A 22889-nucleotide genomic window follows, 5' to 3' on the forward strand; every position below is an offset into this window, starting at 1 on the left:
AAGCCTGTACAATGAATTAACGATTTCCCGTTATGGGTTGGAGTAGTCTGTCGATCATCGCTAACTTAGTCTGGTTAACGCCGGCATAATTGATATAAAGCGGGCTACTACGATCGTTCGCAATAGGGTGTTGCCAACCAATTGTATTATCGATAAAAAATTGAGCAAAAGATTCTGAAACTTCCAAACACCCTTCCAATACGGTATCCACATAAGTTTGTAATATTGGTGTTTTTTCACATGGTGGGAGTGGTTTATTTTTGATATAAACCCACACCAAATCATCGTCTTTCAATATTTTATTAGGTTTGCTTGTACCGAGAGGTTGTGTATTGAAGTTGATGGTTTTTGGGTCAATTTTGTGGCGATGGTATCCATGTTCACGTTTATCAAAGTTCGCTAGTTCATCGTGGTTAATTTCAAGTAACACACCGTTCACTTGTCCTTCACCGATATCGACGACTAAAGGCGAAGCTACTAACGTGGTATCAATTTTCCCCCAATGACGAACTAATCCTTGCACAATGACTGGTAGGGCATGCCTAGTTTGTCCTGTTAGTTGGCGTGATGATGAGTTCATTAGGCTTCCATAACCAAAGATATAATTTGCCACATTTTCTCCTATTTATCATTCCAGTATGGGTTAGTTAGATTAGAGGCTTTGTATGTAATATCAAGCCTGTTTTGGGTTTTCCTCTTTCTGATAGGTTTGTAATTTTGTGTCCATTAAACATTAAGTAGTCATTTTAACTTTCTATTGTTGTGTTGAAAAGACTCAAATTAGATTTATTTTATTGTTAATCGATTGATATATATTAAGTTTTTATCTGGATTGATTTTTGCATTAATGAATTATTATTTTTATGGTTACGGTTATTTTTGGGAAGGTAGAGATGGTCAATATCGTTGATCGCAAGCAAGAGTTATTAATTCCACCATTGTTTCGGCTAGGATTTCGTCCTTTTTTTCTGTTGGGAAGTGTTTATGCAGTGATTGCCATTATTTTGTGGGTTGTCATGCTTCATTTAGGTCAACCAGAGCAACTTCAAGTGCCTGCGTTATGGTGGCATGTACATGAAATGCTCTTTGGTTTTGCCTTTGCTATCGTAGTGGGATTTTTATTAACCGCAGTGCAAAATTGGACGGGTATTAATGGTACTAAGCACTATTTTCTTATCTTGCTTTCATCGCTGTGGCTGTTGGTTCGAGTGTTGTTCTGGGTTGATATTCCAGTTGCTTGGGTTTTGTCGCTTGAACTTGTGTTTATTGCGTTGTGTGGATACGAAATTGGCTGGCGAGTTATTCGTGCCAAACGTTGGAACAACCTTATTTTTATTGGTTTATTCATACTTGCGTTTATTGCCGATATTGCCAGTTTTAGAACACTAGCAGAAGATGCTCCTTTTAGTTCATCAGATGTGTGGATGGCAATGCTATGGTGGTTTACATTATTGCTATCAGTGATGGGGGCTCGAGTCATCCCTTTCTTTACCGCTCGTCGTTTTCAGTTTGAGAAACCGCAAAACAGTAAATGGCTTGATATTTTATCAAATGCTCCACTGATCATTTTATTCGGTAGCAGCTTTATTACGACACAGCATAATACTCTCGTGGCAGTATTGATGCTGATTTCTGGTGTTGCTCAGTTAGTTCGTTTGTGGCGTTGGCAACCATTGAAAACATTCTCTGAACCTCTAGTTTGGTCACTACATTTGGGGTATTTGTGTATTCCCTTGTCGTTAATACTGCGAGCGGGTTTGGGAGACAGTTTCCTTTCTCACAATCTACTTCATCTATTTGTTATTGGTGCTTTGGGTGGGATTATTTTATCTATGATAAGTCGTGTTACTCTGGGTCATACGGGAAGGAACGTATACGCCGGACCCAATATGAAGTGGGCATTTGTACTGCTCTTTAGTGCTGCGATTATTCGGAGTTTCGCCTTACCACTTTTCCCGCAGTTTTATTTTGCAATCATTGATATAACAGCGACGGTATGGATAGCGGCATTTGGGATCTTTATTTTCAAGTTTGCGCCAATGTTGGTTCAAACTCGGGCTGATGGTAACCCCGGTTAATTTAGGTTGAGTTCTTATTTTATCGGCAAATAAAAAGGCTAGCACATCGTGTGCTAGCCTAATTAATTTATTGATTTATCGTATAATTTTAGTCGTCGAACTAGTTATTGCTGTGCAACTCAGAATTAAGTTCAACAGCAGATTTATTTGCTAGACATTCAACCTGACCTGTCATTGAGTTACGACGGAAAAGAAGGTCAGAAACACCGGCTAGGTCACGAGCTTTAACGGTTTCCAGTTTATTTCCTTCTTTATCTAACATCTGAACTTTTGTACCAGCTGTAACATATAGACCAGACTCTAGGGTACAACGATCGCCTAGAGGGAAACCTAAACCGGCATTTGCGCCAAGTAGAGAGTTTTCACCGATAGAAACCACCACAGTACCACCGCCAGATAGTGTACCCATAATAGAAGCACCGCCACCGATATCTGAACCATTGCCAACTAGAACGCCTGCTGATATACGACCTTCAACCATGCTCACGCCAGTTGTTCCAGCATTGAAGTTTATGAAGCCTTCGTGCATCACTGTCGTACCTTCACCCACATGTGCGCCCAAGCGAACACGAGAAGTATCAGCAATACGGATACCTGCAGGAACAATGTAATCCACCATTTTCGGGAATTTGTCGACACAATCAACGCTAAGAGTACGGCCAGCTAAGCGAGCTTCAATTTGACGCTCAGCAAGTTCTGGAAGGTCGATTGGGCCTTCATTTGTCCATGCGATGTTGTGCAGTAAGCCAAAGATTCCATCAAGTACTGTGCCGTGTGGTTGAACAAGGCGATGAGAGATCAGTTGAAGCTTTAAGAAGCCTTCAGCTACAGACTGTGGCTTTTCATCTGTGCTCAGGATAACAATCACTAACGATTGATCCGATTGAGCAGCTTTCTCTGCAAATGCCGCAGTATCAGTTTGACCGTTTGCCGCGAATGCTTGAGCAATATCAGCACATTGGCTAGGAGTAATTTCGATTGCTTTGTTGCCATCGGTATAGCCAACAAGAACGGCTAGACCTGTAATTAAAGCATCACTAGGATTTAGGATAGGTGCTGGGAAGAAAGCTTCGATAATTTTTCCATCACGATTCTTTGTGGTGGTTCCGAGAGCAAGTGCGAAGTTGGCCATTATTTTCTCCAATTATTTTTTCATTGAGTACCGATGCGTCATCGACACTAAAACTATTATGTGGGACATGATAAAGAGCATGTCTTTCTCTGGAAAGCTTTCTATATGATAAAGTCTGCTAAACGATATGTTTTGTCGTTTTAGATATATATATCTTCACTAAGAAATTATCAAATCTAAAAAAGGAGCCGATGAGCTCCTGATTTTTTTCGTTCTGGGTTTTCAGGTTATTCGAACTACGCTGCTTGATCAGAATCTGGCTTAGCGTTAGTTTCAGCATCTGAAATTTTTTCGACTTTGGTGTTCTTTGGGCTTGGGCGACGTTTTGCTCCTAACGCAAAGAGAACTTCGTCTTTATTTTGAGCTAAGTGAAGAGCAAGCTTCTCTTGAATATCTTCGTCTGGTAACAGTTCACTCTTACTCAGTAGTACAAAGAGCTCATCTGCCATATCTAACATTTTGTCATAGGCATCAGCTTCGGCTTTTGAGGTGAATGTCATCTTCTCTTCTCCGTTACGCTCAACCACGTACTTGACGATTACAGCCATGGTAGTTCCTCTAGTTTTTAAAATTAAATACTGGTTTTTTATACAGCCTTGAATGGCAAATGTCTAGTTGATTTCGAACGGTAACGATTATTCAACCGTGTAGGGAAATAAGATATTATGGCAGTAGCAGAATTTTGTTCAAATCTCCCTTTAAAAACAGTGATGTGCTAATCTAATTCTCCATTTATCGTAATCGGTTGGGATCGTATTGTTCTCTGTATTTCACTCGAATCAGCTAGAAACCTTAAAAATTATCTTAGTCCACTTAATCAAAGCGGACCCGCTCGATAATCCTTTCACGCCGGAAACCATATTGGTTCAAAGTCCTGGCATGTCACAATGGCTAAAAATGGAACTGGCCAACGAGTTTGGCGTCGCGGCGAATATCGACTTTCCATTGCCCGCGACGTTTATTTGGGACATGTTTAGCCAAGTGCTTCCTGATGTTCCCAAGCGCAGTGCTTTCAATAAAGAAGCTATGACCTGGAAGTTAGTGACGATCATTCCCACCTTATTGGAGTTGGATGAATTTTCCCCGCTAAAACAGTATTTGTCCCGTGACGATTCTGCATTACGATTGTTTCAATTAGCAGGAAAAATTGCTGATATCTTCGATGGCTATTTGGTGTATCGACCTGACTGGATTGACTTATGGCAGAAAGATATCCCCGTTTTGGAGATTGAAGATGAGCATCCTTGGCAGCCGATTCTTTGGCGACATCTCTATCAGGAAACACTCGCGTTAGATCAGTCCCATTATCATCGTGGCAATTTGTATCAAGCATTTATTGACGCTATTGAAAAAGGCGAGATAGACACCAGCCGCCTGCCGAAACGATTGTTTATTTTTGGTATTACCGCATTGCCTCCACGCTACCTTGATGCGCTAAAAGCCTTGGGTAACTATATTGATATCTCATTGATGTTTGCGAATCCTTGTCAGCATTATTGGGGTGAAATCAGAGACCAAAAATACTTAGCTTCACTGCAACGCAAACAAATCATGCTTGATCGAGAACGGTTGGCGATATCTGGAGAAGTGAGTATCGTCAAACCACAAACCTTATCCGAAATTGAGCATGATTCTCTGCACGTTGAACAGCAAATGGGGAATTCACTACTGGCTTCAATGGGGAAATTGGGGCGAGATAATCTTTACTTGTTATCGCAACTTGAGCTTGAAGAGCATGAGTATTTTATCGCTCCTCAAGATACTAACCTGTTGCATCAAATTCAAAGTGATATTTTAAATCTTGATGAGCGTGCCAATGATCAAGCGTTAGAAATAAGCGAGCATAAAGCTCAGATAGAAGATACGGATTCAAGCGTATCACTGCACTCATGTCACAGCCCGATTCGAGAAGTTGAAGTGTTATACGACATGATTCTGTCGTGGTTCGATCAAGACCCAACGCTTCAAGCTCGCGATATTATTGTGATGGTCGCCGATATCAATAGCTATAGTGCGGCGATTGAAGCGGTATTTGGTAATGCGCCTTATGAACGTTATATTCCTTACTCCATCTCCGATCGCACAACGGATCACGAAAGTCCAATTTTAACCGCATTTCTCCAACTACTCGCCCTACCACAATCGCGTTGTTTGGCAAGTGAGCTACTGGCATTGCTTGAAACACCGGCAATTCTACGTCGTTTCGGCATCGCACAAGATGAGTTTGAATTAGCACGACGTTGGGTCGAAAAAACAGGCATTCGCTGGGGTTTGAATCATCAATCAGGTGAAGAGTTTGGCTTTCAAATTAGCGAGAAAAATACTTGGCAAAGTGGCATCGAAAGATTGCTTGTTGGGTATTCTATGGCAGAAAATGTTGAAATAGTGTCTCTAGGTACAGAGCAATTCGCACCCTTTAACGATGTTCAAGGAATGGGGGCAGAACTGGCGGGTAAACTCGCGCACTACATTGAAATAATTAGTCATTATCGATCGGCGCTGTCTAAGACTCATTCTATCGATGATTGGCGTACGCTACTTGCGACTATGCTTGATGATTTCTTTACGATCGATTTAGAAGATGATGTCGCGTTGAATATGGTTCGCGAAACGGTTCACCAACTAGAACAACAACTGTCTGATGCTCAATATGAAGAGTTACTTGATCCGGATGTTGTTCGCTATTACCTGCAAACAAAGTTATCGACGACGCGTGTGAGTCAGCGCTTTTTGGCTGGGCAAGTAAACTTCTGTACCTTAATGCCGATGCGTTCGATTCCTTTTAAAGTCGTTTGCTTATTGGGGATGAATGAAGGAACTTACCCAAGAGCCAATCAAGTTGATGGCTTTGACTTAATGCATGGTCGCAGTCGTATTGGGGATCGATCACGCCGAGATGATGAACGTTATCTATTTTTAGAAGCATTGTTGTCGGCTCGACAGCGTTTTTATGTCAGTTACATTGGTCAGTCGATTAAGGACAACAGCGAGCGGCTGCCTTCTATTTTTGTTTCAGAGTTGCTTGAGTATTGCCAACAAAATTACTGTGTATCTGGTGATGAACAAAATAACAGTGACGACTCAGCTCAACGTTTGGAATCTTTTTTAACCCATCACCATCCGATGGTTCCCTACAGTCCTCAAGCATTTACTGGCGTGTCGCCAAGTTACGCGCAAGAATGGTTTCCTGTGGCCAAACGAATTGAACCAGAATCTAAACAAGAAGGTTCAATGGAATTACGAGACTACTTGCTGGAACTTGAATCGCCCATAGGCATCGACTTAACGGAGCTTCAGGCCTTTTGGCGAAACCCAGCAAAGTTCTTTTTCAACCGGCGTCTAAATGTGGCCTATGAAGATTATTCCATCATTGTAGAAGATATCGAGCCGTTTAGTTTTGACTCACTAACCAGCTTTGGCTTACGTGCCGAGGTGATAGAGCATCTAGTTACTCGCCAAAATGAGGATATTGAAACACTTAAACAGGTCAAGCGAGCTCAAGGCTTACTGCCAAAGAATGCATTTGGGGAGATAGAATTTGAGTCGCATCTTGTGCAAGCAACACCAGTGGCTGAGAAAGTGACGCAGTTAACGCAAACTCCTTTAGATGATGTAGAGCTGACTCTAGAGTTTTATCCTTTCGATGATGAGCGCTCTGTTCAGGTCAATGGTTGGCTAACTCAGAGGTATGAAATGGGTATGCTGCGTTACCGAGCGGGTGCTATTCGATCAGCAGATAAGCTGCAAGGGTGGGTAGATCATTTGCTGTTGAATCTTGCTGGATATGCTCAATCAACTCACCTTATTGGTTTTGATAAGAAAAAAGGGATTGAACAGATCACCTTTACTCCCATCGATGTCGATGTGGCGCGACATTATATCGAACGACTACTAGGGTATTTCTTTAGTGGTATGAATCAGCCCCTCGCTTATTTTCCTAAAACCGCGTTGGTGGGTGTCGAAGCTCAACGAGCACAGGAAGATGACGTTAAGCTCAGTAAAAAAATGGCTGATGCGTATAACGGGAGTCAAATGATCTCAGGGGAAGGAAATAACCCCTACTATTCTCGATTGTGGCCAGAACTTACCCCAAACATTGAAGCCCGTTTGCTTGAGATCGGCAATGACGTATTAGCCCCAATTTGTGTGGCGCTAGCTGAGCAAGAGCAATCATGAATGGGGTGTGTAACCATTGGCAAAAGAAAAAGATGATTTCATCAAAAGGTGAAGAAAAATAAGAAAGGGCGGCCGCCAGTAAATCTAGTTATGTGTAGGGCGTTTGCTGTGCGGCCATGGTCAGAGGGACCGTTGTTTGTTTGCAATATCCGTTTGGATAGATAAGTTAAAGATGCTTACCAATTGCGAGCCAAGATAGTAGTGAGTTTTACGTGCTTCTACCGTGAGTAAGGTCTCACTCTTTTCGTCAATAGTTGGTTTGAGTCACACTTATAATCAAAATTTAAATCGCAGGTTGTATAAATGGGTAATCAGAGCTTCGAACATGACGTAACACTGTTGCAGCCAATGACGTTTCCACTTTTTGGCGCAAGGCTGATTGAGGCCTCTGCAGGGACAGGAAAAACCTATACAATCGCGAGCCTATATATTCGCTTGCTACTTGGACACGGTGGAGACCAATATGGCCACGGTAAGCCATTAAGTGTCGAACAAATTCTAGTGGTGACATTTACTGAAGCCGCAACCGCTGAGCTTAAAGGGCGTATTCGTCAGAGAATTCATGCTTCACGTCTTGCCTTCCTCAGAGGCTCTAGTCATGATGCCGTGATACAAGAGTTACTCGATCAAGTCGATGATCATCAAATGGCTGCCATGTTGTTGTTGAACGCTGAACGCGAAATGGATGCTGCAGCGATCTTCACCATTCATGGTTTTTGTCAGAGAATGTTGGTGCAGAATGCGTTTGAATCCGGTGCTCGATTTGAAAATGAATTTATTACCGATGAAACACGAATAAAATCTCAAGTCGTGGCTGATTATTGGCGAAGTCAGTTTTACCCTTTGCCTATGTCAGTAGCAAAGCTCATTCGCAGCTATTGGCCAACACCTAATGAACTGTATAGCAAGATTAGTGGTTATTTAGGTGGTAAAGCAATCCGGCTTTCCGTTCCAGCGTTGGATACTGACTTGGAGACGGCGCATCAACAAAACTTGAACCGTATTGAAGCTCTTAAACAACAATGGCGAGAAGAGAGTTGTGTTGCGTTGGAACAGCTTCAACAAGCACTTGATAATAAAGTTATCGACCGTCGTAGCTACACGAAGAAAAATTATCCTAACTGGTGTAATCGGGTCTCCGATTGGGCCAATAGCGCTACAGAAGATTATGCGTTTCCTGATGCATTGCAGCGTTTTAGTGAATCGATGCTGATCGAAAAAACACGCTCAGGAGAAGAAACCCCATCTCACGCTTTGTTTACCGCGATCGAGACCTTTTTAGCAGAGCCTATTTCTCTTGAGCCTTCATTACTTGCTCATGCAATTTCTACTTGTCGCGACTTACTCGAACAAGCGAAACAACAGAAGCAATGGCTTTCGTTTGATGACTTATTGTTGCAGCTATCGAATGCACTCGATGTTGATCAACAAGAACAGTTAACCAGTCGAATTCGCGAGTTATTTCCCGTCGCATTAATTGATGAATTTCAAGATACTGACCCTCTGCAATACAGCATATTTAGTCGTATATATTTGCCTGACCCGAGTTGTGGTTTGTTTATGATCGGCGACCCTAAACAAGCGATTTATGCCTTTCGTGGCGCCGATATCTTTACTTACATTCAAGCCCGTAATCAGGTAGTGAATCACTATACATTGGGTAAAAATTGGCGTTCAAGTGCAGAGGTGATTGACGGTATCAATCAGCTCTTCGCTCGTTGCAGTGCACCATTTATTTATCAGCAAGACATTCCTTTTTATTCGGTAGAGAGTGCGACTAAACCCAGTGAGCGAGAATGGCTAGTTGAGGGCGATATTCAACCTGCGGTAACGTTTTGGTGCTCGCAGCAAGATCTGTTAGTTTCTCGCTCTGATTACAACCTTAGAATGGCTGAGGCAACCGCAGCTCAGATTCAATCTCTACTCACTGCAAGCGACCAAGGTCAGGTTCAGCTAAAATGTTCCAGTGGTGAAAAAGCGATCGCCCCTAATAATATTGCGGTACTGGTGAGAACCGGGTACGAAGGTCAAATGGTTAAGCACGCTCTGACCAAACAAGGAATTGCTAGTGTATATCTTTCAAATCAAGAGAGTGTCTTTCGCGTCCCGATTGCAGTGGACGTGCTGCGTTTGCTGCAAGCGGTTCATCTTCCTGACGATGAACGTTTAGTTCGTTCGGCACTTGCGTCAGCATCCCTCGATTTACCCTTGACCTATATCGACGAACTCAACTACGACGAATCGTTGTGGGAAAGCGTCAATCTCGAATTTCGTCAATATCGAGAATTATGGGAACAACGTGGCGTATTACCGATGTTGAGGGCGATACTTAATCAGCGTCAATTGGCGCAACAATGGTTGGCCCAAGATGAGGGAGAGCGCTTATTAACAGATTACCTCCATTTGGGAGAGTTGCTGCAAAATGCCAGCGTAGAATTTGAAAGTGATGTGGCATTGATACGATGGTTTTCCCAGTCGATAGAAGATTCTCACAGTGGATTAGGCCGCGGCGACGAACAAATTTTACGTTTGGAGTCGGAAGATAAATTGGTCCAAATTGTCACGATTCATAAATCAAAAGGTCTAGAGTACGACATTGTATTTTTGCCATTTGCGATGAACTACCGAGAAGCGAGCGAAGCGAAATATCACGACAGCGATCACAATGAAACCATATTAGATTTAAATGCGACTTCAGAAAGCAGAGAGCAGGCAGAAAAAGAGCGGCTAGCAGAGGATTTGAGGTTACTTTATGTGGCTGTTACTCGAGCGGTATATGCATGTTACATTGGCGTCGAAGCCACACTGAAACCTCATGCGAGAAAGCAAGATGGGGAAAGTTCTGTTCATCGTTGTGCGCTCGGATATTTATTACAAGATGGTCAAGCAGGAAAAGCAGATGTGCTGCACCACGCTCTAAATGAGTTTGTAAATACGGTGGATCATGTCGCGCTCGTTGCACCTCCTGAGTTAACCTCTCAACGCTATGTTGCAACCAATTCAACTCCTGAAGTGTTGGATTATTCTCGACTGAATCGAGCCATCTCACGTAACTGGAGAATGACAAGTTATTCCAACTTGGTAAAACAGCATTCTCATGGTTCATCGATTTCTGCTGAGTTTGAGTTACCCGGATTGGATGTAGATTCGGCTGCTGAAAGTGATGAGTTGACTCTCGTGTCTGACGAAAAAACGATCTTTAGCTTTCCTAAAGGCGCGCGCCCGGGCACTTTTCTTCATGCTTTGTTTGAAGAGATCGAATTTACGTTACCGGCTAATTCAGATCACAATCGATCTGTTATCGAAGAGTTGATGCTTCAGGAGCAACTTGACCCCGAATGGTTTGATGTTCTTGCGGTGATGATCGATGAGGTGATGTCAACACCGCTTGATGGTAAACGGCTAAAACTGGGAGGGTTGGCACCTTCACAGCGCTTAGTTGAGATGGAATTTCTATTACCGATCGAATTGTTGGATTCCCCTCAGTTGAATCGCGTTATCTCTCGATATGACTCTCTTTCGCAACGTGCTAATGAACTTGGTTTTGTACCGGTACAAGGTATGTTGAAAGGTTTCATTGATTTGGTTTTTGAGTATCAAGGCCGTTATTACATTCTTGACTGGAAATCGAATCACTTGGGAAATCACTGTGAGGATTATGAACAAGCTCATCTTGATCATGCCATGATTGATCATCGTTATGATTTGCAGTATCAGCTTTATACACTCGCTCTGCATCGCTTTTTAGCCAGTCGTATTATTGATTACGATTATGAAACTCATTTTGGTGGCGTCTATTATCTCTTTTTACGAGGTGTGACTGGTGGATCATCAAATGGTATTTTTTCTGCGCGCCCGAAGCAAGGCTTGATTAATGAGTTAGATGCTTGGCTTGAAGGTAGAACCTTTTTAGATGAGAGCAAAGGCCAACTGGAGTTAGGGCTATGAGCGAGTTAGAAAATATGGATCTGTTAGTTGACCTAGATACATTACTTAATCATGGCATCATTCGTCAGATTGATCGGCAAAGTGCACGGTTCTTTTCAAATATCGAATCGACAGAATCAGAAGCGATTGCTTGGTTAACGGCACTATTGAGTCGAGAACTTGGGCTAGGGCATAGTTGTATTCAATTAATTGATCATAACAACAAATTCGATTTTCAGCTTCTTACCTTTGGCTTAAATCTTCACGAATTTGTCGGATTAAAAGAAAAAGTGGTTGCGATTGATTGGTTGAGTGTATTAACCCAGAGTGATGTCATTGGCAAAGAAGGGGAAGATAAACCCTTAGTGTTTGATGGTGAAAGGCTCTATTTTCATCGCTATTGGCACTATGAAACTAGCCTAATGAATCATTTACATCATTTTGGCTCACCAATCGATTTAGACGACAATAATATTCACAAGTTATCGCTTATGCTCGATCGCCTTTTTGGTCGAGAATATGGTTATCTTCATCAAGCTCTGAGTCAGTATCAGAGTAAAAACCACTACCAGGAACGTCAAAGTTTAGTATGTGACGTTTTGGATGTGGTCAATCAAAACGGAATTAATTGGGAGTTGGTCGATGCTCAGTTAATGAAGGCAAACACCAGTGATGATCTTCAATTTTTGGATAAAACTATTCCTCAAAGTAATTGTTTAAATTGGCAAAAAGTAGCAGCTGCGGTGGCACTCTCCCGTCGTTTTACTGTTATTTCTGGTGGGCCAGGAACGGGAAAAACCACCACAGTAGCCAAGCTCCTTGCAGCATTAGTGCTACAGGAAAAAACAGAGCAGCAATGTCCTAATATTTGTTTGGTAGCTCCAACGGGCAAAGCTGCCGCTCGTTTGACAGAATCGATTGGCAACGCGATTGGACGGTTGCCAATCGACAGTGAAACGAAAAGTCAGATACCAGTTAAAGCAAGCACAATTCATCGTTTACTCGGTAGTATTCCGAACTCCACTCAATTTCGTCATAATTCGAACAATAAGCTCCACCTTGATATCTTGGTGGTTGATGAAGCCTCGATGGTTGATCTCCCAATGATGACGAAACTGTTTGATGCGTTACCTTCCCATGCTCGAGTCATTTTACTGGGAGACAAAGATCAACTCGCATCGGTTGAAGCTGGAGCTGTTCTTGGGGATATTTGTTCGTTCTTAAGTGTTGGTTACAGTGCAAAACAATCCACGCTGTTATCGACACTTACGGGGTTTTCGATTGAGCCGGAAAAAGCCTTGGTCATGACGCCACAGGTGTGTGATAGCTTATGTATGTTGCGCAAGAGCTACCGTTTTGATCAGTATTCAGGTATTGGGCAGTTGGCAAAGGCTGTCAATCTAGGTGATGCAGCGTCTGCAGAGGCTGTTTTTGATCGAGAGTTTGAAGACATCACGATGAATGGTTTGACGGGAGAAGGGCTCTCTTCGCTGCTCAGTTTACTCCACCAAGAATATCGATGTTATTTAGAACTTGCTCACCAACTTCCGTTATCAAATGCAAATACAACATTAGCGGCGCAAGAACTCTTGATAAAACCAATACTTAAAGCCTTTAATCAATGCCGATTACTGTGCGCGGTGCGGGAGGGAGAGTATGGTGTAATGCGTTTTAATCAACAGATAGAGCGAGTGTTAGTTAAGCATCGTTTAATCTCTCCAAGTGATGACATTTGGTATATTGGCCGGCCGATTATGATCTTAAAAAATGATTATAACCTCGGGCTTTATAATGGCGATATTGGCGTTTGTCTACCGGATTTAACCAGTAATGAACCTCGTTTGAAAGTCTACTTTGAGCTACCTGATGGAACTGTAAAAGGAATTTTACCTAGCCGTATTCCACAGCATGAATTGGCGTATGCTATGACCATTCATAAATCCCAAGGAAGTGAATTCGCAACGACACTAATGGTACTGCCAAAAAATTTCTCGCCGGTGTTAACTCGTGAATTGGTTTATACCGGAATTACGCGGGCAAAATCAGAGCTTTACCTTTACACCGATATGGGTGTGTTTCGTAGAGCGGTTGGAATAAAAACTGAACGAGTAAGCGGTTTAACGGATCGGCTTGAGAAATGTATTTTGGCTGAATGAGTTAAGGGACCAGTAGAGATCCCTTAACTTTGCAAATACTACTTCGAAAAATTTACAACGCTAGGGTTAAAATTTTAGAGCGACGTTGATAATTATATAAGCTCTGTTTTGCCATAGGCAGTGCTTCAACGCCAACCTCTATAAAGCCTTGCTCTCGGAACCAGTGCACACTGTGGGTGGTTAACACGAAAAGGTTTTCAATACCCTGACGTCTCGCGATTTGCTTCATGTGTTTCAGTAAAATTAAGCCGCGATTCCCATCTCTGTATTCGGGGTGAATTGCCACACAGGCCATTTCAGCCATTTTTTCTTCAGGATAAGGATATAATGCCGCGCAACCAATCAACAGGCTGTCTTTTTCGATAATGGTGAAACGGTGAATCTCTTGTTCAAGCTGTTCACGCGATCGTCTTACCAGAATACCTGATTCCTCTAAAGGACGGATAAGTTCAAAAACACCACCGATATCATCAATGCTGGCTTGTTTAACTTGTTCAGAGCTTGCCACTCCAACTTGAGTTCCGATCCCATCAAAAGAGAATAGTTCTTGAATAAGAGCACCATCTTCTATGTAGCTAATCAAATGACTACGAGGTACACCGGCAAGACAGGCGGTAAGAGAGGAGCGCAGGAAGCGTATCTTTTCCATGCTGACAGGATTCTCTGTATCGGCTGCTAGTTCTTTTAGGATGCCTTCAATATCAGACGGAAAAACCTCGGGAATGGAGTTGCCATCTTCGTCAATCAGTCCTTGGTCAGAGCAAAAACCAATCAGCTTTTCCGCTTTTAGTCTTATAGCCACTTGAGTCGCTACTTCCTCAGCCAACAAGTTAAAACACTCACCTGTGACTGAACTGGCGACAGGACCAAGCAGTACGATTGAACCATGTTCAAGAGAGCGGTTGATGCCATCAATATCGATACGTCTAATTTTACCACTGTGGCAATAATCAAGACCATCCTCAACGCCTAAAGGCTGAGAGATAACATAGTTTCCACTCGCAACATTGAGTTCCGTTCCCGCCATTGGGGTATTGTTTAAACTGAGTGATAAACGAGCTGTGATCGCTAACTGAAGTTGCCCTGCTGCTTGCATAACCAGCGGTAGTGCTTTTTCGTGTGTAACTCGGATACCTTTGTGATATGGCGTTTCGATTTGATTCTCTGCAAGAATGTCATTTATTTGCGGACGAGCGCCATAAACCAGCACGAGCTTGACACCTAAGCTATGCAGAAGTGCGATATCACTAATGATATTCCCAAAGTTTTTGTCGGCAATAGCCTCACCGCCTAACATAATCACCATGGTTTTACCGCGATGAGCATTGACATAAGGGGCTGATTGGCGAAAGCCTTTAACAAGAGCAGTACTACGAATTTTCACAATAGAAACTCATCTGTTTAATTATGTCCAAATGATGACTTTTTATTCACTTTTAGACAAGTGATTTTTTCATTTTCTTACAAAGAAAACCCTATTCCATAATAGTACCGGATGAAATATAACCGTTCTTTAGCGGGGTATTTGAAATATTCAAATCTCACCTCGATTTGACCGACAAACGATTGCGCTTTGACGATGAGTTTGAGATGCTCAATTCATTATAACGCTAACTTGGAATTAACTGTGAAGAAGGCCATTTCTCTCGTCGCGATGACCGTATTACTTGCTGCTTGTACTCAACCTACGGAGCGCGCTCAGCAATATTTAGATGGCACAATGGAGTCGGGGTTAAACCAACGCAACTCTATCGAATCAAATGTTCCGCGCGATTATAGTGAATTTAGCAAACAAAGTGAGCTTGTTATTGAGCAATCACCACGTTATGAAGAGACGTTTCAACCTTTGTATGAGCAACTTAATCAATGGGTTATGGCAAGTGGCGACCCTAAACAATTAAGTCAATTTGGTATTCAATCAGCTCAACTTGGTGGTGCGGATACGAAAGGAAATGTTCTTTTTACCGGATATTTCTCTCCTGTGATTGAGCTGCGACACCAAGCGGATGATATTTTTCGCTATCCTGTGTACGCCAAGCCTGAATGTATCGAGGAGTGTCCAACTCGAGCTCAAATCAATCAAGGTGCATTGAATGGGTTAGGGCTTGAACTTGGCTATGCGGCAAATCAGATAGATCCTTTTATTATGGAAGTTCAAGGTAGTGGATTTGTGCATTTTGAAGATGATACCTTAGAGTATTTTGCATACGCAGGTAAAAATGACCATCCATACGTCAGTATTGGCAAAATCCTAATTGAACGCGACCAAGTACCGAGAGAGAAAATGTCTCTTAAGGCGATCAAGGAGTGGGTGCTAGAGCAAGATGAAGCCACAGTACGAGAACTGCTTGAGCAAAATACGTCATATGTATTTTTTGAGCCGAAAGATGCTGCGCCAGTTACCGGCTCTGCAGGGGTTCCTTTGTTGCCGATGGCCTCGGTGGCAGGAGATAAACGTCTGTTTCCAATGGGAACTCCAATTCTAGCGGAAGTTCCACTATTAAACGCCGATGGCAGTTGGAGTGGGGCTCATCAACTCAGGTTGTTGATTGTGTTGGATACTGGTGGAGCGGTGACTGATGGTCATCTTGACCTTTATCATGGGATTGGACCAAGAGCAGGAATTGAGGCAGGGCATTATCGTCATTTTGGACGAGTATGGAAGCTTGGACTCGAAGGCTCAGCAACGCAGTTACCTTGGGTTATTCCTCCAGAAAAACTCGACTAGTTGGCTAGACTTTTTATTCAAGAGTGCGTATAAAACGCACTCTTTGTTTATCTGCGCTCACGCAAAGTATTAACCTACTTAAATTGGATCTTTTATGCGTCAACTTGATACTCCAGCATCAGACAATTACGACCAGCGATTTGGCGGCACGAGACGACTTTACGGGCAACAACCTGTTGAAATCTTACGTGCTGCTCATATATGCGTTATCGGAATTGGAGGCGTTGGGTCATGGGCTGCTGAAGCGTTGGCAAGAACGGGTATTGGCCAATTTACCTTGATTGATATGGATGATGTGTGTGTCACTAATATTAATCGTCAAATCCATGCATTGACCACAACTGTAGGGCAAAGCAAAGCCGAGGTTATGGCGGAGAGAATTCACGCAATTAACCCTGAATGTAAGGTTAATATTATTGATGATTTTATCTCTGCTGAAAATCAAGATCGGTATCTGAGTAAAGAGTTCGATTACGTTATCGATGCGATTGATAGCATTCAAGCTAAGGCGGCTTTGTTAGCCTATTGTCGTAGTAATAAGATTAAGGTGATAACCATTGGTGGAGCCGGGGGACAGATCGATCCTACCCAAATTAAAGTCGCCGACTTGACGAAAACGATACAAGATCCTCTCGCCAAGAAGTTGAAAGATCGGTTACGTCGAGACCATAATTTTCCTACCAACCCAGCACGAAAATTTGGTATTGAATGTGTGTTTTCGACTGAACAATTGAAATACCCACAAGCGGATGGTTCTGTTTGTGCAGCTAAAGGCACAGCAGAAGGACCGAAAAAAATGGATTGCGCAACAGGTTTTGGCGCTGCAACTATGGTGACGGCTAGCTTTGGTTTTGTCGCTGCAGCACGAGTGGTTGATAAGCTGATTAAAAAACATTCTTTGTAGTCCATAGTTGTAATAAATAGTCGTAGTAAGAGATAGAGCAATGACCCAATTTATAGCTTCACAGTTTGGTGTAGAGGTTACAGCCGCACAGGTTGTCAGTACGATGAGTCAATTTAACAGTTGGGAAGATCGTTATCGCCAAGTGATTATCTGGGGTAAACAGTTGGAACCGATGCCTGAAGATCTAAAGTCGGAAACTGTCTTAGTATCAGGATGTGAAAGTCAGGTCTGGTTGTGTGCAGAACAGGTCGATGGCGTTATATTATTGAGTGGTGACTCTGATGCGCGAATTGTGAAGGGGTTAATTGCCATTGTTTTCGCAGCGCTAAATCATAAAAGCGCTCAAGAGATTGAACAGTTCGATATCGATAATTATTTTGAACAATTAGGACTCATTAGTCATTTAAGCCCTTCTCGTGGAAATGGTTTAAAGGCGATTGTCAGCCATATAAAAAACCTATCCAAATAAACTCGCTATCATCATAACCATCGACATAAAAAGTCATTGAACCCTAGTCAGGACGATGACTTGGAACACTAAAGAAGAGACAGAGTTTTTTCTAAGGCTTGGATAAACAGCTCAACATCCTCTTGAGTATTATAAATTGCAAACGAGACTCGAACCGTTCCATTTAGTCCTAACGCCTTCATTAATGGATGAGCACAATGGTGGCCAGAACGAATGGCAACGCCTTGCTGATCCAGTAAAGTAGCGATGTCTTGATGGTGAATATCTTCAACCACAAAGCTGAGTAAGCTTGCACTTTTCTGATAACCAATCACTTTTACGCCTTCTAGCTCAATTAACTTTTGATAGGCGTATTGCTGCAACTTGATTATGTGCTGTTCGATTTGGTCGATAGGCCATTGCTGATACCACTCAATGGCGCTTGCAAGTGCTATTGCTCCGGCTATATTGGGAGTACCTGCTTCAAATTTACTTGGGGCTTGGGCAAAGTGGGTCTCTTCAAATGAAACGCTTTCAACCATCTTTCCGCCGCCTTGCCAGGGAGACATAGCTTCGAGTAGATTTGCTTTCCCATAAAGCGCGCCAATGCCCGTAGGTGAAAACAGTTTATGACCAGAAAATAGATAGAAATCGGCATTGAGTTTCACTACATCCACTTCTTCATGGACAACTCCTTGAGCGCCATCAACAACGACAGCCGCCCCAAAACGGTGAGCAAATTCAATGGCATCTTCAATCGGTTGGCGACATCCAGTAACATTCGTGACATGGGCCAGAGCAACGATCTTCACTTTATCGGAAAGTAGATCGACATATTCTGACCAGATTAATTCACCATTAGAGTCGACAGGGATTTTCTTTACTATTGCTTGGGTCTGTTCTGCAATTAATTGCCACGGAACAATATTGGCATGATGTTCGGCTTCGCCTACCAAAATAATATCGTGTGGTTGAAGGGATAAAGCACCATAAGAATGCGCGATAAGGTTAATTGCTTCTGTTGAACCTCGAGTCCAAATAATGTTCTCTGAGCTGGGAGAGTTGATAAATTGGGCTACAACTCCACGAGCTCGTTCAAACTCAGTGGTTGCCGTTGCCGTTAGTTGATGGTTACCGCGATGTACATTGGCATTTTGTTCGCGGTAATAGCGGGTTAAAGCATTAATGACATATTCTGGCTTTTGTGAGGTTGCCGCACTGTCTAGATACACCAGAGGTGATGCTGCATTATTGAGTATTGGAAACTGCGAGCGGATGGCTGAAATATCAAACATTTTTACTGCTCATTTGCTGATAATTCAACGCTGGCATTGTCACCATAGGCTCGGCAATCGACCATGCATGCTCTTTACCGGAAAGCAAAATTACAATCTCCATAGCAAATTCCAATGCGGTGCCCGGCCCTTGGCTTGTCAAAAGATTATGGATAATGTCATAGGTAACACGTCTTTGTCGCCATAGCGTTTCTGGTATTTGATCTTGAAAACTTGGATGACACGTCATCAGTGCTTCAGGGTAGATATCATGATGCTGAAGCACGACAGCAGGTGAGGCACAAATTGCGGCAACAAGCTTGCCATCATTTTTCTGTTGCTTCACGACTTCAACAAGTAATGTACTGTCACGGAAATTCTCTGCGCCAAGAACTCCACCGGGAAGAACGACGACATCAAACTCATCGTCAGCCACATCAATTAAGCGATAATCGGCGGTTAATGTCACTCCGCGAGATGCTTTCATTGTTAAACAGCCATCTTCATTAGCACTCGCAACGATGACCTCGTATCCCGCTCGCACTAAGATATCGATGATTGTGATCGCTTCCATCTCTTCAACACCAGTCGCGATGGGAACTAAGATTCGTTTTTTCATGATAATGTCCTTGGTTCAATCTGCTTAATTTGTTGATAGAGGTGTCTGTTTTCTGGAATCGAAATTTGATGCCTGTCAGCACATTTAAGCAAATATCCGGTAATAAAGTCGATCTCTGTTTTTCTTTTATAATAGATATCTTGATGCATGGAAGAGCGGTTTTCAGCAGTCGAGGAAATGACTTGATAAATTTGGGCTGTTATCGTTTCAACCTCAAAGTCGATGCCTTCAGCTTGAGCAACAGAAACTAGCTCTCTGACCAGTTTATCAATAACTAGAGTAAATCGATCATCGTTTAACGCGCCATTCTTACATTGTTCTAATGCCGTTAAAGGGTTGATAACACAGTTAATAATTAGCTTGAGCCAAAGAGCATTATTGATTTCAGAGTTCCAAGTTACATCTGGAAGAGTGTGTTGTAAAACCTCTTCGAGAAAGGAGCACTGTTTCCCTTTTTCATTTAAAGCACCGATTTGAGTACTTCCTATTCCGGTGTGATTGATCTTGGTGCCTTCTTTTTTTGCTCCGTGTGTTGTTGTCGCAATTAAAAAAGGGAAGGTGGCAAGTTCGGTTTGTAACTCGTCTACAACACCCATTCCATTGTGCATTAACAGAATGATGGTATCGGAAGACAAGTAAGGAATTATAGGGGATAAAGCACTTTTAACTTGCCAAACTTTTGTTGTGACCAAGACAAGATCGGCGTTTTCTAAGTCGTTTCGATTGTTATGTGGTAAAGGCAGTTTTGGATGATCATCCAATTGCACGATGAATTGAGGTTCAGGTTGACGTAGCCACACCGATACTGAGTGACCCGCTTGGCTAAGATGAAATGCCCAGAGTGATCCAATCGCCCCTGGGCCAACGATAACAATATTCATGCTTTATTCACTTAACTGATCACAAATTAATTATTGGTCTGCGCGCTCAGCCCGTGCTTTATCCAGTAGTCGTGTAAAGTAGCCACTTAAAGACACTAGCATTATCAAGCTAGGGATCACCATTACTGCGGTTAAGATAAAGAAAAGAGACCAATTATTAAGCATGTCGGCAAGTTCACCACTAAAGGAGGCTAGGGTCGTTCTGCCAAAGTTTCCTAATGATGCCAGCAATGCATATTGAGTCGCCGAAAACGCTTGCCCAGTTAATAGAGTCAAGAATGAAACAAATGCGACCGTTGAAAACGCTGTGGTAAAGTTGTCGACAATAATTGTCGCAAGGAATATATGCTCGTTAGGTCCAACGTGAGCGATCCAAGCAAACATTAAATTACTGGCAGCCATCGCTATCCCGCCAATCAGTAATCCTTTGACGATACCAAATCGAACATTAAACATGCTACCGACAAAGGTAAACAACATGGTAGCCCCCCAGCCGATGAGCTTGGAGTAATAGCCAATTTGTTCGTTACTGAAACCAATTTCTTTGTAAAATGTAATCGACATTCTTCCAAGAAAGGCTTCGCCTATTTTGAATAAGAACACGAATAATAGAAGAGTCACAGCGACCTGTACGCCATTGCGACGGAAGAAGTCGTAAAAAGGCTCGAGCAGGGTTACCGATATCCATGCTATGAACCTAGAACCAACCACTTTACCATGACGCTTTTCAGCTTCTTGTTGCAGTGCTTCACGTTCTGTTTGAGGTTCACCGGTGAATAGGGTGAATATCATCAGAAGTACCACCACTCCAGCCATGCCGTAGTAAACACCATCCCAGCCATATTGGTCTGCGTTGGTAAAGGCTAAAAATCCAGGAAGTGAGTACCCAGTCCACCATCCAATTACTGCCATTGCTGAAGCTTGAGGTAGCTTAGAGGCTTCACTTTTTTTGAATGAATCAATGCGAAAAGCGTCGATAGCAATATCTTGTGTAGCTGATGCAATCGCAATCATTAATGCAATTAATGATGTTAGCATCAAATTTATCTCAGGATTTATACCCGCAATACATAAGGTGGCGACAAAAATAACCAATTGGCAAGAAAGAACCCAACTTCTTCTTTGCCCTAAACGCTTGGTTAGAAACGGGATTTGTACTCGATCGACTAATGGTGCCCAAAGGAAATTGATCGCATACACGGAAAAGACGCTACCAAAATACCCAATTGCCGCTCGGGTTAGACCGGCATCTGTCAGCCAGCCTGACATATTTGAACCGATCAACACCCACGGAAAACCACTTGAGCAGCCCAGCATAAAAACCCAAGCTAATCGACGATCAGCATAACTTTTTATTGTTTCTTTCCATGAATCACTGGGCGTTGCCATTTATATTCCTTAATAAATCCGTTACCTTTCGGAAGTATGACTACTATCTATGAGTCTTACCCAGAGCTTCAAGAGCTTGCGCATTTTTCTCAAGCGTTTCTTGAATCGCTTGGTACATAACTCTTTCTTCTTCGGTCATTTCTGATAGATCGATTTCTGCTTTATTAATTCTCTGCTGAGTTACTGCAGGATCTTCAACTTGAGCTTTGATATTTGGTGCAATTGTCGATTCGATATTTTTCACTCTCAAAACTCGATTTGCCCTTGCCTCAGCGGCAGCTTGTGCCTCAGCTGCGGCTTGTGCTTCAGCAGCAGCTTGTGCCTCAGCGGCTGCTTGTGCTTCAGCGGCAGCTTGTGCTTCAGCGGCGGCTTGTGCTTCAGCGGCAGCTTGTGCTTCAGCGGCAGCTTGTGCTTCAGCAGCGGCTTGTGCTTCGGCGGCTTGTGCTTCAGCAGCGGCTTGTGCTTCGGCGGCTTGTGCTTCAGCAGCGGCTTGTGCTTCAGCTGCAGCTTGTTCTTCTTCAGCAGCTTTCACTATTTCGGCAAATTGGGCTTCTTCAGCGGCTTGTGCTTCAGCGGCGGCTTGTGCTTCAGCAGCGGCTTGTGCTTCAGCAGCGGCTTGTGCTTCAGCGGCGGCTTGTGCTTCGGCAGCGGCTTGTGCTTCAGCTGCAGCTTGTGCTTCAGCGGCGGCTTGTGCTTCAGCGGCAGCTTGTGCTTCAGCGGCAGCTTGTGCTTCGGCGGCGGCTTTTGCTTCAGCGGCAGCTTGTGCTTCAGCGGCAGCTTGTGCTTCGGCAGCGGCTTTTGCTTCAGCGGCGGCTTTTTCTTCAGCAGCGGCTTTTGCTTCGGCAGCGGCTTTTGCTTCGGCAGCGGCTTTTGCTTCGGCAGCGGCTTTTGCTTCGGCAGCGGCTTGTGCTTCAGCGGCGGCTTTTGCTTCGGCAGCAGCTTTTGCTTCGGCAGCAGCTTTTGCTTCGGCAGCAGCTTTTGCTTCGGCAGCAGCTTTTGCTTCGGCAGCCATTATTGCTTCTTCGGCGGCCTTTGCTTCGGCAGCGGCTTGTGCTTCAGCGGCAGCTTTTGCTTCAGCAGCGGCTTGTGCTTCAGCAGCGGCTTTTGCTTCGGCAGCAGCTTTTGCTTCGGCAGCAGCTTTTGCTTCGGCAGCCATTATTGCTTCTTCGGCGGCCTT

At 43.3% G+C, this 22889-nt stretch carries 16 protein-coding genes; 7 read left to right on the forward strand and 9 right to left on the reverse strand.

What is annotated here, in order from left to right:
* Positions 1 to 16 precede the first annotated feature (16 nt).
* A complete protein-coding gene (locus tag ACXJY6_RS09910) occupies positions 17 to 613 on the reverse strand; it encodes a gamma-glutamylcyclotransferase family protein (protein WP_458768216.1) in 597 nt (198 codons plus the stop codon).
* A gap of 280 nt (positions 614 to 893) precedes the next feature.
* Between ACXJY6_RS09910 and ACXJY6_RS09915 the strand changes: the two genes are divergently transcribed.
* The gene (locus ACXJY6_RS09915; RefSeq protein WP_458768235.1) at positions 894 to 2078 is read left to right on the forward strand and encodes an NnrS family protein; all 1185 of its coding nucleotides are present in this window, start codon (positions 894 to 896) and stop codon (positions 2076 to 2078) included.
* 100 nt (positions 2079 to 2178) lie between these two features.
* On the opposite strand, the gene dapD is transcribed toward ACXJY6_RS09915, so the two are convergent.
* Both dapD and ACXJY6_RS09925 read right to left on the reverse strand, forming a co-directional pair.
* Positions 2179 to 3210 carry a 2,3,4,5-tetrahydropyridine-2,6-dicarboxylate N-succinyltransferase gene (gene dapD, locus ACXJY6_RS09920; protein ID WP_456050670.1) on the reverse strand — a complete coding sequence of 344 codons (1032 nt, stop codon included), beginning with the start codon at positions 3208 to 3210 and terminating at the stop codon, positions 2179 to 2181.
* 236 nt (positions 3211 to 3446) lie between these two features.
* The gene (locus tag ACXJY6_RS09925; protein WP_458768217.1) at positions 3447 to 3758 is read right to left on the reverse strand and encodes a YebG family protein; all 312 of its coding nucleotides are present in this window, start codon (positions 3756 to 3758) and stop codon (positions 3447 to 3449) included.
* A gap of 208 nt (positions 3759 to 3966) precedes the next feature.
* On the opposite strand from ACXJY6_RS09925, the gene recC reads away from it, so the two are divergent.
* The 3 genes from recC (at position 3967) to recD (ending at position 13469) form a co-directional block, all read left to right on the forward strand.
* Entirely contained in the window at positions 3967 to 7386 is a 3420-nt protein-coding gene (recC, locus tag ACXJY6_RS09930; RefSeq protein WP_458768218.1) for an exodeoxyribonuclease V subunit gamma, read from the forward strand.
* Between the two features lie 303 nt (positions 7387 to 7689).
* Positions 7690 to 11334: an exodeoxyribonuclease V subunit beta gene (gene recB / locus ACXJY6_RS09935; RefSeq protein WP_458768219.1), complete on the forward strand. Its 3645-nt coding sequence runs from the start codon at positions 7690 to 7692 to the stop codon at positions 11332 to 11334.
* Entirely contained in the window at positions 11331 to 13469 is a 2139-nt protein-coding gene (gene recD, locus ACXJY6_RS09940) for an exodeoxyribonuclease V subunit alpha (RefSeq protein WP_458768220.1), read from the forward strand. Before recB ends, recD begins: the two co-directional genes overlap by 4 nt.
* A 52-nt stretch (positions 13470 to 13521) precedes the next feature.
* Here recD and argA read toward each other — a convergent pair whose 3' ends face one another.
* Positions 13522 to 14853 (reverse strand): amino-acid N-acetyltransferase, encoded by a 1332-nt coding sequence (gene argA / locus ACXJY6_RS09945; protein ID WP_458768221.1) that lies wholly within the window; start codon positions 14851 to 14853, stop codon positions 13522 to 13524.
* Between the two features lie 195 nt (positions 14854 to 15048).
* Between argA and mltA the strand changes: the two genes are divergently transcribed.
* From mltA to csdE, 3 genes are all read left to right on the forward strand, one after another.
* Positions 15049 to 16197, forward strand: a complete 1149-nt coding sequence (mltA, locus tag ACXJY6_RS09950; protein WP_458768222.1) for a murein transglycosylase A — start codon at positions 15049 to 15051, stop codon at positions 16195 to 16197.
* Between the two features lie 94 nt (positions 16198 to 16291).
* A complete protein-coding gene (tcdA, locus tag ACXJY6_RS09955) occupies positions 16292 to 17101 on the forward strand; it encodes a tRNA cyclic N6-threonylcarbamoyladenosine(37) synthase TcdA (RefSeq protein WP_458768223.1) in 810 nt (269 codons plus the stop codon).
* Positions 17102 to 17141: 40 nt separating this feature from the next.
* Positions 17142 to 17570: a cysteine desulfurase sulfur acceptor subunit CsdE gene (gene csdE, locus ACXJY6_RS09960; RefSeq protein ID WP_458768224.1), complete on the forward strand. Its 429-nt coding sequence runs from the start codon at positions 17142 to 17144 to the stop codon at positions 17568 to 17570.
* A 68-nt stretch (positions 17571 to 17638) separates the two neighbouring features.
* Here the strand turns inward: csdE and ACXJY6_RS09965 are convergent, their stop codons facing one another.
* From ACXJY6_RS09965 to ACXJY6_RS09985, 5 genes are all read right to left on the reverse strand, one after another.
* Positions 17639 to 18844 (reverse strand): aminotransferase class V-fold PLP-dependent enzyme, encoded by a 1206-nt coding sequence (locus ACXJY6_RS09965; protein ID WP_458768225.1) that lies wholly within the window; start codon positions 18842 to 18844, stop codon positions 17639 to 17641.
* A complete protein-coding gene (locus ACXJY6_RS09970) occupies positions 18837 to 19442 on the reverse strand; it encodes a DJ-1 family glyoxalase III (protein ID WP_456050680.1) in 606 nt (201 codons plus the stop codon). Before ACXJY6_RS09970 ends, ACXJY6_RS09965 begins: the two co-directional genes overlap by 8 nt.
* Positions 19439 to 20323 (reverse strand): 2-dehydropantoate 2-reductase, encoded by an 885-nt coding sequence (panE, locus tag ACXJY6_RS09975; RefSeq protein WP_458768226.1) that lies wholly within the window; start codon positions 20321 to 20323, stop codon positions 19439 to 19441. The genes ACXJY6_RS09970 and panE overlap by 4 nt, the downstream gene beginning before the upstream one ends.
* Positions 20324 to 20353: 30 nt before the next feature.
* Positions 20354 to 21712 (reverse strand): AmpG family muropeptide MFS transporter, encoded by a 1359-nt coding sequence (locus ACXJY6_RS09980; RefSeq protein WP_458768227.1) that lies wholly within the window; start codon positions 21710 to 21712, stop codon positions 20354 to 20356.
* Between the two features lie 43 nt (positions 21713 to 21755).
* Positions 21756 to 22889 (reverse strand): hypothetical protein (locus tag ACXJY6_RS09985; RefSeq protein WP_458768228.1); only part of this gene is annotated, 1134 nt, incomplete at its 5' end.

Source organism: Vibrio phycocola (assembly GCF_054404255.1).

Excerpts from the sequence above, each read along its gene's own strand:
- ACXJY6_RS09970 (WP_456050680.1), bottom strand. The coding sequence starts at position 19,442 with ATGAAAAAACGAATCTTAGTTCCCATCGCGACTGGTGTTGAAGAGATG.
- recB (WP_458768219.1), top strand. The coding sequence starts at position 7,690 with ATGGGTAATCAGAGCTTCGAACATGACGTAACACTGTTGCAGCCAATG.
- ACXJY6_RS09965 (WP_458768225.1), bottom strand. The coding sequence starts at position 18,844 with ATGTTTGATATTTCAGCCATCCGCTCGCAGTTTCCAATACTCAATAAT.
- recD (WP_458768220.1), top strand. The coding sequence starts at position 11,331 with ATGAGCGAGTTAGAAAATATGGATCTGTTAGTTGACCTAGATACATTA.
- ACXJY6_RS09980 (WP_458768227.1), bottom strand. The coding sequence starts at position 21,712 with ATGGCAACGCCCAGTGATTCATGGAAAGAAACAATAAAAAGTTATGCT.
- ACXJY6_RS09915 (WP_458768235.1), top strand. The coding sequence starts at position 894 with ATGGTCAATATCGTTGATCGCAAGCAAGAGTTATTAATTCCACCATTG.
- panE (WP_458768226.1), bottom strand. The coding sequence starts at position 20,323 with ATGAATATTGTTATCGTTGGCCCAGGGGCGATTGGATCACTCTGGGCA.
- csdE (WP_458768224.1), top strand. The coding sequence starts at position 17,142 with ATGACCCAATTTATAGCTTCACAGTTTGGTGTAGAGGTTACAGCCGCA.
- tcdA (WP_458768223.1), top strand. The coding sequence starts at position 16,292 with ATGCGTCAACTTGATACTCCAGCATCAGACAATTACGACCAGCGATTT.
- ACXJY6_RS09925 (WP_458768217.1), bottom strand. The coding sequence starts at position 3,758 with ATGGCTGTAATCGTCAAGTACGTGGTTGAGCGTAACGGAGAAGAGAAG.
- dapD (WP_456050670.1), bottom strand. The coding sequence starts at position 3,210 with ATGGCCAACTTCGCACTTGCTCTCGGAACCACCACAAAGAATCGTGAT.
- mltA (WP_458768222.1), top strand. The coding sequence starts at position 15,049 with ATGAGTTTGAGATGCTCAATTCATTATAACGCTAACTTGGAATTAACT.